Below are 14,070 nucleotides of genomic sequence, written 5' to 3'. Positions count from 1 at the left end.
TCTCGGGCGGGTAGGGTTCAACCAGTGGATTAGATTGGAATGCCAGGGAAACAACCGAAAATCGCAGTTTTACTGGCGGCTTACAATGGCGCGAAGTGGATTGAGGAACAATTATCCTCAATCCTCCGCCAGTCAGCAGTAGATGTAACAGTATTTATCAGTATCGACGCCTCGTCCGACGGAACAGAAGCCTTGTGTGCGGCGTTTGCGGCCCGTCACGCCTGTATAAATGTGTTGCCGCCCGCTGGTACTTTCGGGGGAGCCTCGCGGAACTTTTTCAGGCTTCTGCGTGATATTGATCTTGATGAGTATGACTTTGCTGCCTTTTCCGATCAGGATGACGTCTGGCATGAAGATAAGCTTGAGCGCGCCGTTGACTCAATTCGGTTGCGGGATGCTGACGGTTATTCCAGCAATGTCACAGCCTTCTGGTCTGACGGTAGGACACGGTTGCTGGACAAGGCTCAGCCGCAGGTTGCTTGGGATTTTTTGTTCGAGGCGGCCGGGCCAGGATGCACCTACGTCATGAGTCGAAAACTGCTAGAACCTTTGAAGCGGTCAGTGCTGCGCAACTGGGAGCAATTGCAAGGTGTCAGTTTGCACGACTGGTATTGCTACGCCTTTGCACGAAGTCATGGATTTAAGTGGTTCATTGATCCTGTTGCTTCCATGCAGTATCGCCAGCATGAACAAAATCAAGTGGGGGCCAACGACGGTCTGCGATCCTTATTAGTTCGTTACAAAGCCATTCTGGATGGTTGGTGGTTCTCACAGATTCGGTTGATCACATACTTGGTGGGGAAAGCCGATGATCCCTTTGTCCAGCGCTGGCAGCAGATGAGGCGCTGGGATCTGGTTAGACTTTCTTTAAGCGCCATGCATTGTCGCAGGCGTAGCAGGGACAAGGTTTTATTCTTTATCGTTTGTTGTGTAACTGCAGTGCTTGGAAACAAATGTCCGTGAAACATATTGCAAGTTGGTGATTGGTGCTGATTGGTTTTGTCGAGATCGGATATGCGGTCTTGTAACGTGATGGACCGACTATTGGATTCGTTGAGCTGATGTTTGCGCCACCATCCTTTTTGACGTTCATCTATAAACGGATCTTACGTCAACTCTTCCATATTCGAGAACTATGAAATGATGTTCCCCTGGTTGGTTGTGGTGTTTGCCAGTTCATGGTTGATGACCGCCTGTTTACGCCGTTATGCGCTCGTTCGTAATGTGATGGATATCCCTAATGAGCGCAGCGCGCATTCCATTCCCACCCCGCGTGGAGGTGGATTGTCAATTGTCTTGACCTTTTTGATCTCCCTGCCTGTATTGGTGTTCGCAGGCTTGCTCACGGGCACCGAATTCTTGGCTTTCCTGGGGGCGGGTGCCTTGGTGGCCGTAATCGGATTCGCGGATGATCATCGGCACATTTCGGCGAAATGGCGTTTGTTGGGCCATTTTTTTGCTGCAGCTTGGGTGTTGATATGGTTTGAGGGTATGGCCCCGGTGGAGATGCTTGGTGTTTCTATTGCCGGATGGAAGGGGGTGATAATCGCAGCGGTTTTTCTGGTATGGATGCTCAATCTGTATAACTTCATGGACGGAATTGATGGTTTGGCCAGTGTGCAAGCAATCTCGGTCTGTCTAGGAATGTGCGTGGTTTACTGGTTGGCGGAAGGGGGCAGGTTGGTTTGGGCTCCGTTGATGTTGGCGGGGGCAGTGGCAGGTTTTCTTTGTTGGAATTTCCCGCCTGCCCGAATCTTCATGGGGGACGCGGGGAGTGGATTTCTGGGGGTGATTCTTGGTGCAATGGCGCTCCAGGCGGCCTGGACCAGTCCCGCCTTGATGTGGAGTTGGCTGATTCTGCTTGGAGTGTTTATTGTTGACTCAACGTTTACCCTGGTTATGCGTTTGATTCGAGGAGAGAAGGTCTACCAGGCTCATAGCAGTCATGCCTACCAGGGCGCTGCGCGGCGCTGGGGACATACAAGGGTGACCTTGACTATCGCCGCCCTTAATATTGTCTATTTGCTGCCGATTTCCATTTTGGTCGCTCTTCGCTCTATAGATGCTGTGTCGGGGTTGATGTTGGCCTATGTGCCGCTTGGTGTTGTTGCTTGTTTGTTAAAGGCTGGCAGGTCGGAACCAGCAGTTAAGTAAGCGTCGAATAGTTAATTAGTAGGTTGTCTTTGAAGTGCGCGGGATGGCGGTGCGATGTTGTACTGCTTTGTTCGCAGCATCTGACAGCGTCCGACAGGGTAGGATGGGCGTCGCCGCTCCGGCGCAGGCAAGGGGTTTGCGAGGTGCCTCGCTGCTCGCTTTTTTGTCGATGGTTCCTTATACTTCTGCGCCCGTGAATATTCAAACTGGATGTTTTTAGTATTTTTTGAGGTTTTTATGAGGTTTGCAGAATGCTGCAGGTTGGCATGGGATTTGGCGAGGCGTGACCTGGAAGCTAAATACAAGAGATCTTTCTTGGGCGTTTTCTGGATGGTGTTGACGCCTTTGTGTCTGTTGTCTGTTTATACTATTGTCTTTGGTGGAATATTGAAGGTAAGTTGGATTGAGCCAGGTACGGATGTTTCCGTGGGGTTCGTTCTGCCTTTTTTCATTGGTCTTTCCATATACCTGTTAATGTCTGATATTGTTAATTCGTCCACTGTTGTTTATCCCAGTAAGCGAACTTATGTTGTCAAGTCGCCTTTTCCTTTGTGGGTGCTGTGGCTAGCCAATCTAATGCGTGCGTATGTGCATGGCGTGATATATGCGGTCATGGTGCTTGTCTTGTGCGTGGTTTATTCTGTCATTGAATGGCAGGGTATTGGCTGGGCTTCTGTACTGTTGTTGTTGTCCGTGACGATAATCTCAGCCATGTCGTTAATTTTGTCAGTAATCGGTCCATTCATTGGTGATGTTTCGGAAGCAGTCAGGTTGCTGATGCGCGTTCTATTCTATGCCGCGCCGATATCCTATCCAGTGAGCATGGCCCCTGAACCGTATCGGTTCTTGCTGTGGCTCAACCCGTTGACCGTGATAGTCGAACCTTTGAGGGAAGCGCTGGTGTTTGGTAAAGGGCCGTCCATGCTAGTGCTACTTTCTCTTTTTTTCTCTGCATTGCTACTGAGCGTATTGTCGGTCTGGCTGTTTAACAGAATCAAAGGGGTGGTCGCCGATGTCGTGTAATTTCGAACGCGATCACTTGCTGCTGCAAGCGACGAATATCAGCAAAAGCTATGCGAGTTCGTTGCGACCGCTCACCGTCTTCTTCGATGCGTTATTGAAGCGAAAGTCAAGAGGTGTGGGTGGGAAGAAGGTTCTGAACGGTATTAGCTTAGAGGTTCGAAGCGGTGAAACTGTCGGGATTATCGGACGTAATGGTGCCGGCAAATCGACCCTGTTAGGTATTCTGGGAAACGTCATTGAGCCCACCGAAGGACACGTCAGTCGATATGGACGAATTGCGACTTTGCTTGGGCTAACCGCTGGCTTCAATATGAGCTTTACCGGAAGAGAAAACGCCTACTTGTTTTGCAGTATCCAAGGTATTAGCAAAAAAGACACCGATAAACGAATAGCAGACATCATAGAGTTCGCCGACTTGGGTGAATATTTTGATCAACCTTTGCGTACATACTCGTCGGGAATGCAGTCACGCCTCGCATTTGCCTGTGCAGTCCACGTTGACGCTGATCTTATTATTATCGACGAGACGCTGGCAGTTGGTGACGCCAGCTTTCGAATGAAATGTTATGACCGTATCAGAGCGATGCGCGACACCGGGCAAACATTTTTGTTGGTGACTCACAATCAAAATTTGTTGGCAAATTTTTGTACCCGTGCCGTGGTCATTGAAGGCGGTAAAAAACTCCATGATGGAGCGGTCTTTGAGGCTATAGAAGTTTACAAAGGTGTGCGTGCCGAACAGGAGCCGGCCAAGGCGAAGGTGGGCAAGGTCACGATGAAACCAGAGTTACTCAAGGACTTTCTCCTTGAATACCAGAAGGATTCGAATCAATTTCTCTTTAAGGCTAGATTTTTGGCTAAAAATTCGGCTGAGTGCGTGGCTTTTAATTTCGGCATTAGAAACAGCTCCGGAATTACCGTATGTGCCATTGATGGGGCTGAGACGGGGCCGCTATTGTATAACGTGACGGAAGGAGAGGAATATAGTCTTCAATTTTCGTTCAATAATCACTTGTTGGGTGGTAAATATTTTTTGAGTTATATAGTTAATCAAGTAGCAGGCGACGCTATCGTGCCCTTGGAAATGGCGCAGAACTTTTTTAATTTCGATGTCTCCTCAGTTTCAGGCCAGACCGGAATTGTTGATTTGGGCCTGACCCTTTCTAGCTCGAGGATTTGAAGATGTCTACTGAAAAAGCTATGAAGGCCAAGAAACCTAAATTCAATGCGTCGCTTCCGTTCTCGCATGTTCCTCCATTCCGAGACATTTTCTCTGAGCGGATCCCAGTACTTCATGCTTTTCAGCTTGCCATGGCGAACTATTTACGAAGTGAAAGGCAGAAAAAGAAGAGTTTGTTGGGAAAACTGCTCTGGAAAGTTGGTGTTCGGAATCTATCGCGTTTTAATGCGGTGGAGTGTGGTGTTTTTACTGGCAGCAGTTTAGTTGCGTGCGCAAAGTATGCCAGCGACAGCGGCATTCCATTCAAGATTACGGGATTGGACACCTTTAGTGGCTTGCCACCACTTTCTGAACAGGACAAATTATACGCACCTGCTGACGCGGCTTACCGTGACAAAACACTTTTTACGGAAACATCACTTGCCGGAGTTCAAGCTCTAGTGGATGAGGCCGGGTTGGGGGCGTCTGTTGAGCTGCGGCAGGGGCTTTTTAGTCAGTCGCTGCCATTGTTGGAAGAGCAGCTCTATCACTTCGTCAATATTGATTGCGATTTGTTCGAGCCACACATTGAGTGCCTTGAATATTTCTATTCCCGCATGGTACAGGGTGGGATCATCTTTTTTGATGATTACAACTCAATAAACTATCCAATGGCAGGCAAGGCAATTGATAAGTTTTTTGCCGAAAAACCGGAAAAGCTCGCTCAGATCCGCTATGGGAACGATGCGCCGAACAGAACTAAAGCCTACATAGTGAAATATTGATGAAATCTATCTTCTCCAGAATCAGGCGTCTGTTGTCATCCCTAGAAAGAGTCGAGGAGCAACCGGTCGTATATTTTGGAGAAGGTACTGAGATCGCGCCTGATGCTCATTTTGAAGGTTCTCTTTCAAATATTTCAATTGGAAGGCGTGTCGTCATCAAGTCCGGCGCGCGATTCATTTGCACCAACGCCGAAGCGAAAATTGTGATTGGTGATGGCAGCATCATCAGTCATGGCGCTATTTTGGACACCGGGCCGGGAGGGCGAATCGAGCTTGGCAAGTCAAATTCGGTCAACCCCTACTGTGTCATATATGGGCATGGTGGTTTACAGACTGGAGATTATGTTCGTATTGCTGCTCATACCGTCGTGATCCCTGCCAATCATATCTATGAGAATCCGACTCTGCCTATTGCCAAGCAAGGTTTGACCCGGGAGGGCATTCAAATGGGGAGCGATATCTGGATCGGCACGGGATGCCGAATACTGGATGGCGTGGCGATCGCTGACGGGGCAATCATTGCTGCGGGGGCAGTCGTCAACAAGGATGTTGGCAAAGGGGCTATCGTCGGGGGCGTGCCTGCGCGATTGCTCAAGTATCGTCCGGGTTTTGAGAGACAGGATTGAATAGATTTCTCGTGAAATCGGTGTCGGCTTGATAGGTCCAAGAAGCTTATGCAAGGGGCGTCGGCGCCTGTGTTCGGTCGCAGCTTGACGTAGATCATGTCTCTCAAACGATTCTTGTCCAGAATGCTTCATGTTGAAAAAGTGCCCCTTGGAGATACCTGTTCGGTAGAATAAGCGGCTGGACCCGAGGCTGGGCAGGCTGGCACCATCCTGGCTCGGGTTTAGGTCTTGAGCACGTGCGGGTTTGTGGTGCGTTACGATGTGAATCGCTAAATTCCGCTCATTTTTTTATGTTTGTGGCTCTGGTTATGTGGGTGTATGAGCCAGACGGCGAAGGAGCGTTCACATTTGAAACACGTTATGGAAAAAAGTCTAAAAAAAGTGGGCTGGTGCGTATCTTCTTTGTCGATTGATATCGCCAGCGTTCGCTATCGTGCGTTGCTTCCCTTGCTGGCCTTGAAGGAGAAGGGTTACGTCTGCCGTTTGTTCAGTCCACAATCTTGCGAGGATCTAGAGGCGCTTGATGCGCTGGTCATAGTGAAAGCCTTTTCGCTGGAAAGCCTTGCATTGGTTCAGCGGGCGCGAGCGTTGGACATCCCGGTCCTCATCGATTTGTGCGATAACGTTTTTGTACCAGGATATGGCAAAAATCTGTCGGTGCCACCCGCGGAGATGTTCGTTAGGATGGCTCAATTTGCGAGTGCCATCGTCACGACAACCGAGCCTCTGGCCGATGTAGTCAGAACCCATGCGCCTGGAGTGGCAGTCTATGTTGTACCTGACGGTTACGCGGCTGAAGCCGTAACCCTTAAAGGTCAGCAACTGATAAATGAGGCGAAGGCCGTCGAAAAAAAACGAACGCCTCCATTGCTTTTCAGACGGTTGAAAACGCTGCGAAATCAGATGCAGGACAGCGGGATACTCTTTACCTTCGAACGCTTGTTGAAAAGACAGGTGCAGCGTGTTCGGGTTAAGCGCAGAAAGGACGGATCGTTCGCGACGCTCCAAGCCATCTTGCGAGTGCTGTGGCGAGCTGTAGCAGGCAGAGCGGCCAATAAGCTCAACGTAGCTGCCCCTCACAAAACCGCCTTGCCGCAACCGACCCTTGTTGATACGGCACCCATTGATCCGTCGAAGATGTATCTGTTGTGGTTTGGCAATCACGGTGCCGATTATGCGGACTTCGGTATTCTTGACCTGCTATTGATCCGCGATGCTCTGGAGACGATTGCACTTGAATATCCCGTCGAGTTGGTGGTGATTAGCAACAGCGCAGCCAAATACGAACGCGTGATCAAACCGATGGCTCTCGCGTCACGATATGTAGAGTGGTCAATCAACGCGGTGGAGAAATGGATGGCGGTTTCGCGCGTCGTCCTGATTCCAAACTCCTGCGACCCTTTCAGTATTTGCAAGTCCGCGAACCGAACGGTGCATGCGCTTACACGAGGAATTCCGGTGGTAGCTACTGCGACTCCGGGTTTGGCGCCGGTGGCAGGTGGCTTGGTTACCGATGATTTTTTATCTGGGCTTCGTCGATATCTCTCAGATCGAGCAAATGGCCAGCGGGATATTGCGCTGGCCAAGGAGCTTATTGAGCGTCATTTCAGCTCCGCAGTAATTGGAAGTCTATGGGAAGGAGTACTACTGGATAGTTGCGCACGGCCTCGCACTGTCCATGCGAATGATGATGCTGAAGTTATTGTGGTACTGCATCTGGTTCAAGATCTGGATCTAGCCTTGCCGATTATTGTTGAGCTCAAGGCGCGCGAAATCGCGTTACAGGTGATCTGCAGTCACGCGCTATTAAAAACATCTCCGCGAGTCATGAAGGCATTAGCGCTACAAGAGGTCAACGTCAGGGTGCTGCCGGCTACCGATCCGTTGACAGCTTTTCATTTCGGCCCTCGAACCATAGCGTTGCTCTCGGTTTCGGAAACGAATCTCAGCCCTCATCGTTTTACTCGCACGCTCACCGAAGCAGCGAAAGCTGCCGGGATCATGACCGCCACGTTGCAGCATGGTTTGGAAAATGTGGGGTTGACGTACAGCGATAAAGTCCAATCAATCGACCGCGTGAATTTTGCAGCTGACAAAATTTACTTATGGGGCGGGCTCGATACGTTGCATCCAGATGTCAGCGCAGCCACCCGAATAAAATGTGTGCCGGTTGGCTGTCCCAAGACTCCTCTGGTGGACAGGGCGGACCTGAGCGCGTTGATTGATCCTGAGGCATGCGTTGTCGGTATTTTCGAGAACTTGCACTGGCACCGTTACAGCGAAGACTACAGACGGTTTTTCCTCCATGGGGTTGCCGCGTTAGCGGAGCAGTTCCCGTCAGTCACGTTTTTGGTCAAACCCCATCACGCCGGTCTATGGCTCACCTCCCGTTATCAGGGTGACAAGCCCGCAGCCCCGAATCTGATCATCGCCGATCCAAAGCATGTAGAGTGGGAGCGCTATACCGCAGGTGGTCTGTTGGGGCGTATGAAAGCGGTCATCACCAGCCCCTCTACAGTTGCTCTCGATGCCGCCATGCGTGGACTTCCGGTGGCCGTGGTGACGCGGGAGTTGGGTACACAAACGTATTCCCCTCTATTTTCCATTGAAGATGTGGTGGACTGGTCCGCGTTCATCAAGCGCGTCATGAATGAAACCCAGGAACCGGTATTCGCGCAGCTCTCTGAGCGCTTCGTTGCACGTATGGTACTGCAAGAGCAAGCCGCCGCTCGAATAGTTGACGACTTGATCTACTCAACATCTCTACATTCTCAGGTAACGAATCAATGACACAGCGTATTTTCATTACTGGCGGTGCCGGATTTATCGGCAGTCGTCTGGTCAAGGCCCTGCTCAAGGAGGAAGCATCTCGTACCATTTGGGTCTTTGACAATCTGCATCCGCAAGTACACGGTGCTAACGCTGCTGATCCGATTTTTCCGAAGAATGTGCACTTTATCCGGGGCGATGTGTCCGATGGACCGGCGTTAGCAAAAGCCGTAGAGCTTGCCAATCCCGAGCTGGTTTATCACCTCGCCGCCGAGACCGGTACCGGTCAGTCCTACGACGAGCCGTCACGTTACTGCGCTGTCAACGTACTGGGTACGACCCACCTGATCGAAGCGCTACGCGAGCAGAGCAATGTGCGCCAAGTCGTTCTCGCAGCCTCTCGAGCCGTTTACGGCGAAGGTGGGTACGTCGATGTCCGTGGAATAGAATACGTTGGCTTGCCACGGCAGCCCGAAATGATGAATGCTGGAGATTTCACGGTGCCGATGCCGGCCGAGGCGGTATTGCCGGTCCGACCTATTGGCAGTCATGCAGGTTTACCACCTGCACCTGCATCGGTGTATGCCTCTACCAAACTGATGCAGGAGTACCTGCTGGTACAGGCCGGTGACGGTGCTCCGTGGAATGCAACCATCCTGCGGTTTCAAAATGTCTATGGGCCAGGGCAATCTCTGCGCAATCCCTATACGGGTGTGCTATCGATCTTCGCTCGCCAGTTGCTTGTGGGTGGCGAACTTGCGATTTTTGAAGACGGTGATATCGCTCGTGATTTCGTTTTCGTGGACGACGTCGTGGACGCGTTGGTCAAAGCCAACGCCGCCAGTGTTCCTCATGGCATTATTCTAGACATTGGCAGTGGCGAGCCGGTTTCCATACTCGAAATGGCCCGGATGCTGATGCGCAATCTAGGTGTAAGCGATACCTCTTATAAAATCACCGGCCAGTTCCGGATCGGTGATATTCGCTATGCGTGCGCCAACATTACCGCCGCTCAGAGCGCCCTGAACTGGGTTCCTCAAGTGAGCATTCAGTCTGGTGTAGAACGTCTGGCCGAATGGGCGAAGGTAGAATTTAAGAACGCTAACGTTTAAGAGGGAATTCGAATGGTTCACGAAGACGAAGTGATACGGGTATATGTAGGGGTTGATCGTTCGCAACTTCTGGCTGTACCTGTGCTTGAGTACTCGATCAAGCGGCACACTACGGCCAAAGTCGAAGTCATTCCAATGCTTGATCTTCCTGTGCCGGAGCCCAAGGACCCGCGTAACGGTCAGCGCACCGGTTTCTCTTTCAGCCGCTTCTGCATACCTAAACTCAGCGGTTACAAAGGTAAGGCGATCTACATGGACGCCGACATGCTGGTCTTTCGAGATATTCGTGAACTGTGGAACATCCCGTTTGATGGCGCCAAAATCATCATCCAACAGGAGGTGAAGTTCACGGACGAATCGACTCAGAAAATCGGTGCACCCAAGACTCGCAAGAAACAGTGCGCAGTCATGTTGCTTGATTGCGAGCGTCTGGATTGGGACATTGAAACAATTGTCCAAGGGATGGATGACGGACGTTATGATTATGATCAATTGATGTCGGAACTGATCATCCTCGATGAAGAGCACGTCAAGTATGGTGTGCCGTTCGAATGGAACAGCTTGGAGCATTGGGATTCGGACACGCGCCTGATCCATTACACAGATGTGTACACGCAACCATGGTCAGCGTGCGGCAACAAGAACGCCTGGCCGTGGTTCGCGGAAGTGCGATTGATGCTGGCAGACGGGACACTGACCGAAGCGGCCATTCGCAAGGAAGTTGATCTTGGATATTTCCGCCCGTCGCTTCTACGCGATATCAAATATCGTCACCTGATTCCGTCCTTCCTGCACGGGCTGTGGGATAAGAAAAACGCAGCTGCAGACAAATTGTCAGGTTACATTCCGCACAAGGCGGTTTATGAGGCAAAACGTCACCGTCAGCAAGTGATCAAGGAATACGAGGCCCGGATGCAGGCTGAACAGGGCGCAGGTGATCAAAAGGTTTCCAACGCATGATTGGGTATCTTAAATCGCTGTTTAAATCCAATGCCATGCAGACGTCGAACGAATTCGATATCTGCATGGACGGAAACGTCGGTGGCCTTAACATCTTAATCTACACCGAGAATGTTAATGCCACTTATTTCATCAGCTTTGATATCCCTCTTCGCGAGATGCATCAGCGCGGGGAGGTTAACTTCGCTGTTGTTTCTCAGAATCTGGCCGCCCGTAAGGGAGTTGGGTATTGGAAGCATTGGGATGCCCAGTTTGAACCGGAGCTAGTGGTCATGACGCGTTATGGCCAGCCCTTTGGGACTCAAATCCTCGACCATTACAAGTCGAAGAAAATACCAGTGGTATACCATATCGATGACAACTTGCTGGAAGTTCCCGATTCCCTTGGCGTCGAAATCAAGAAGCGGCAGGGGGCTCAAGATGTCATTGATGCGCGTCGTTACCAGCTTGGAAATTGCGATCTGATCTATGCTTCCACTCCTTATTTAGCCGGATTGCTGGGCAACCTGTTTACCAATCAAGCCATTTACCATGGTATGTACGCACCGTATATGGGTGACAGAGTTAACGCTGACCGACAGCCACGCCCGTGGCAGACAGTAGGTTACATGGGGTCCAAGGGGCATCAGAAAGATTTGGACTTGGTAGTTCCCGCACTTGAACGACTGCTCGAAGAAAGGCCGCAACTGCGTTTCGAAGTGTTCGGTACCATCCAGATGCCTAAGCGTCTCGAGCGTTTCGGCGAGCGTGTTCGAAGCCACAGCGTAAATAAAGCTTACTCCGAATTCCTTTCCGTCCTGGCCGGGTTGAGCTGGGATATTGGTTTGGCACCATTGGCCAACGAAGAGTTCAACCTGTGCAAGGCTCCGACTAAGTTCATTGAATACACGGCGGCAGGTATTCCCGTCATTGCTTCCGATATTCCAGTCTACAGTAGCATCATTCCTGACGGAGGCGGCGTGTTGGTGGGGGAGGATTGGTATGGGGCTCTGAATAATTGTCTTGATATTCCGGGCTTTTGGAAAAGCTCGGTAGATGTTGCTCAAATGTATTGTGCTGAAAACTTTTCGATCAATAGGCTTGAGCAGCAATTGCTGTCGGTATTTGAAGAGGTCACCAAACATTAGACTTCATTGCAACGCAACCATACGCGAATAGGGTTGTTCTAAGCTTGTTTTGAGAAACTAAACGATACGAAACCATTGATTATGTTATTCCGCTGGGTAGCTGTTTTGGGTGAATGCAAGAAAATGATTAACTGAAAGTCGGTGAGGACGAAAATGAAATTGCAGGCTGATGACCGGATAGCGTCAGTGACCACGGACAGCGCTGTTTTGCCAGTTCGCATCTTTGTCGCCGCTACTCCCGCAGAATGGCTACCAATGAGGGTGCTGGAGTATTCAATTAAGGAGAATACTTCACTGCCGTTGGAGTTGTCGGCAATTTATAGCCATCAACGATCGATTCCTCAACCCAAGGGGCTGGCGAACAGGGCGCGTACCCCGTTTTCTTTTCAACGTTTCCTGATACCTGAGTTATGTCATTTTCAAGGGCTTGCCGTTTATATGGACGCCGACATGCAGGTTTTCAAGGATATCGGTGAGCTGTGGGGGCAACCGTTCTCAGATAACCATCTGTTGACAGTCGCAAATGGGACCCAGGGACGTCGCTCCCAGTTCAGCGTAATGCTTATGGATTGCGAGCGACTCAATTGGCGAATCGAAGATATTATTGCGGATTTGGACAGCGGTGCGCTTGAATACCAGAATCTGATGTTTGACATGAGTGTCGCTAAAAAGATTGGACATTCGATACCACGGGTCTGGAATTCCTTGGAGCAATACACCGTCGGTGAAACAGCACTGTTACATTACACTGACATGAATACCCAGCCTTGGGTGTCGTTGGAGAATCCCAATGGTCACGTCTGGGTGGCTTGTTTAAGAAGAGCTATTGCGGACGGTTTCATAAGCCGTGATGAACTCGTCAGGGAGATTCACTTGGGGCATGTAAGGCCGACTTTGCTCATCCAGTTGGACTCAGCAGTGGATGACACCAGCAAGCTGGGTCTTACGGCGATAACGCGCGATTTTATCTTCCTGGCACCATACCACAAATTGGGAAAAAAATGGTCGACGCGATTCAGAACTCGTGCGCTGTATTACTTGCGTTTGTGTCGGTACATTCTGAAAAGAATAGTTGATTGAGGGCTTCCATCAGCGACCAAAGGCTCGCTGATGGGGTCAGATTTTGTTTAGGCAGATGGCTAGAATGAGGGTGATATTGCCCGCAATCGTTTGACGATAGATGCCGGATCTTTTCATCAGTCGAAGTCTTGTGAAAATTGAACTATTCCGTCCTAGGCGAAACTCATCCAGCATTTGGCGGTTAACGGAGGGCAAGTCATCCTCCACGACTCTTAGAATTCGTAGGTTGGAGTCAGTCCATTGTTGAAAGCGTCCGTCAAATAATTTGCCTATACGAATAACACGCTCTTTCAGGCTCGAATTGGCACCAATTACATTGGCTTCATGCTGCCGATAATCTAGCGTGGGCTCTGGGTCATATATAACTTTTCCCCCGTGAGCCGTCGTCAGCAAGTAGCTGAGCCAGTCATGTGCCACGATGTTTGTACCGCTGGGAATCTTTTTCAGCAGGTTGCGAGCGGCGTTATTTAGCAGCATCGTATTAGCCCCTGCGATACTTTGAATCAGCGCATTTTGAAAGGCGGGGGGCTGATTGAAGGCTGGAGAAAAACCGATCACTTTACCCTTTTTGTCAATCAGGCGTGTACGTGAGCAGTACAGCGCCGGCTGGTCCACTGGCAGCTTCTTCAGGGCCTTGATACTTCTTTCTAATTTTTCATCGAACCATATATCGTCTTGATCGCTAAAAGCGTAAAACTCTGCATTGATGTCTGAGTTGCGTATCAATGACATGAAGTTCTCGGCAAAACCTTGGCGAGGCCCGCTGTAGATATGAATGCGGCGCGATTTAATCAGGTCACGGTAGTTATTTAGCAATGTAACCGTACCATCAGTAGATCCGTCATCGGAAATATACAGCGTCCAGTTTTGATGGGTCTGGGCAATGAGCGAGTTAATTTGTTCTTCCAGATATGCCTGGCCGTTGTAGGTGCACATCAGGATCGCAACGCTACAGGTAGAGAGCGGTTTTTCGGGCATGATGGATAAATCAATATTTGGTCGATGTGGAGGGGGCGGTTGGTGCTGCATGCGTCCTCGCGTCTGAGTTTGGTAGTGAACAAAAAACGGCTGGCCTGCTGATGTCGCTCGGTCGTCGTAGAGCGAAAAACGGAGGCGTGCAGGGCGGGCATTTTATCTGCCTGACGGGTTCAATCTCCACCTTTTTGGAGCTTTAATACAGCTTTTGGCCAACCGTTCGGTATTTGTAGGCCCTTAAGCTATGGATGCGTGTGTCAGATATCAGGTTAAACTGTTGTGTAACCGCTGGGTTGGAGT

General features: G+C 50.3%; 12 protein-coding genes. 11 read left to right on the top strand and 1 reads right to left on the bottom strand.

What is annotated here, in order from left to right:
• The first annotated feature begins 39 nt into the window (after positions 1–39).
• From VQ575_RS18345 to VQ575_RS18295, 11 genes are all read left to right on the top strand, one after another.
• Positions 40–963: a glycosyltransferase gene (locus VQ575_RS18345; protein WP_325918177.1), complete on the top strand. Its 924-nt coding sequence runs from the start codon at positions 40–42 to the stop codon at positions 961–963.
• A 177-nt stretch (positions 964–1,140) separates the two neighbouring features.
• Entirely contained in the window at positions 1,141–2,154 is a 1,014-nt protein-coding gene (locus VQ575_RS18340) for an MraY family glycosyltransferase (RefSeq protein ID WP_325918176.1), read from the top strand.
• 210 nt (positions 2,155–2,364) lie between these two features.
• Positions 2,365–3,177: an ABC transporter permease gene (locus tag VQ575_RS18335; protein WP_325918174.1), complete on the top strand. Its 813-nt coding sequence runs from the start codon at positions 2,365–2,367 to the stop codon at positions 3,175–3,177.
• A gap of 16 nt (positions 3,178–3,193) precedes the next feature.
• The gene (locus tag VQ575_RS18330) at positions 3,194–4,357 is read left to right on the top strand and encodes an ABC transporter ATP-binding protein (protein ID WP_325918173.1); all 1,164 of its coding nucleotides are present in this window, start codon (positions 3,194–3,196) and stop codon (positions 4,355–4,357) included.
• Positions 4,358–4,359: 2 nt separating this feature from the next.
• A complete protein-coding gene (locus VQ575_RS18325; protein WP_325918172.1) occupies positions 4,360–5,121 on the top strand; it encodes a class I SAM-dependent methyltransferase in 762 nt (253 codons plus the stop codon).
• Positions 5,121–5,747 (top strand): acyltransferase, encoded by a 627-nt coding sequence (locus VQ575_RS18320; protein WP_325918170.1) that lies wholly within the window; start codon positions 5,121–5,123, stop codon positions 5,745–5,747. The genes VQ575_RS18325 and VQ575_RS18320 overlap by 1 nt, the downstream gene beginning before the upstream one ends.
• A 318-nt stretch (positions 5,748–6,065) precedes the next feature.
• Entirely contained in the window at positions 6,066–8,537 is a 2,472-nt protein-coding gene (locus VQ575_RS18315; protein WP_325918169.1) for a glycosyltransferase family protein, read from the top strand.
• Positions 8,534–9,628, top strand: coding sequence for an NAD-dependent epimerase/dehydratase family protein (locus tag VQ575_RS18310; RefSeq protein ID WP_325918167.1), 1,095 nt, complete (start codon positions 8,534–8,536; stop codon positions 9,626–9,628). Before VQ575_RS18315 ends, VQ575_RS18310 begins: the two co-directional genes overlap by 4 nt.
• A gap of 12 nt (positions 9,629–9,640) precedes the next feature.
• The gene (locus VQ575_RS18305) at positions 9,641–10,588 is read left to right on the top strand and encodes a glycosyltransferase (RefSeq protein WP_325918166.1); all 948 of its coding nucleotides are present in this window, start codon (positions 9,641–9,643) and stop codon (positions 10,586–10,588) included.
• Positions 10,585–11,715: a glycosyltransferase gene (locus VQ575_RS18300; protein ID WP_325918164.1), complete on the top strand. Its 1,131-nt coding sequence runs from the start codon at positions 10,585–10,587 to the stop codon at positions 11,713–11,715. Before VQ575_RS18305 ends, VQ575_RS18300 begins: the two co-directional genes overlap by 4 nt.
• A 153-nt stretch (positions 11,716–11,868) precedes the next feature.
• The gene (locus VQ575_RS18295) at positions 11,869–12,795 is read left to right on the top strand and encodes a hypothetical protein (protein WP_325918162.1); all 927 of its coding nucleotides are present in this window, start codon (positions 11,869–11,871) and stop codon (positions 12,793–12,795) included.
• A gap of 36 nt (positions 12,796–12,831) precedes the next feature.
• On the opposite strand, the gene VQ575_RS18290 is transcribed toward VQ575_RS18295, so the two are convergent.
• On the bottom strand, positions 12,832–13,824 hold the full coding sequence (locus tag VQ575_RS18290) for a glycosyltransferase family 2 protein (RefSeq protein ID WP_325918160.1): 993 nt from the start codon (positions 13,822–13,824) through the stop codon (positions 12,832–12,834).
• Positions 13,825–14,070: the final 246 nt, after the last annotated feature.

Source organism: Pseudomonas frederiksbergensis, from assembly GCF_035751725.1.
GTDB classification, from domain to species: domain Bacteria; phylum Pseudomonadota; class Gammaproteobacteria; order Pseudomonadales; family Pseudomonadaceae; genus Aquipseudomonas; species Aquipseudomonas frederiksbergensis_A.
The sequence above is the reverse complement of the archived record's forward strand: the minus strand, read 5'-3'. Positions and strand labels throughout refer to the sequence as shown.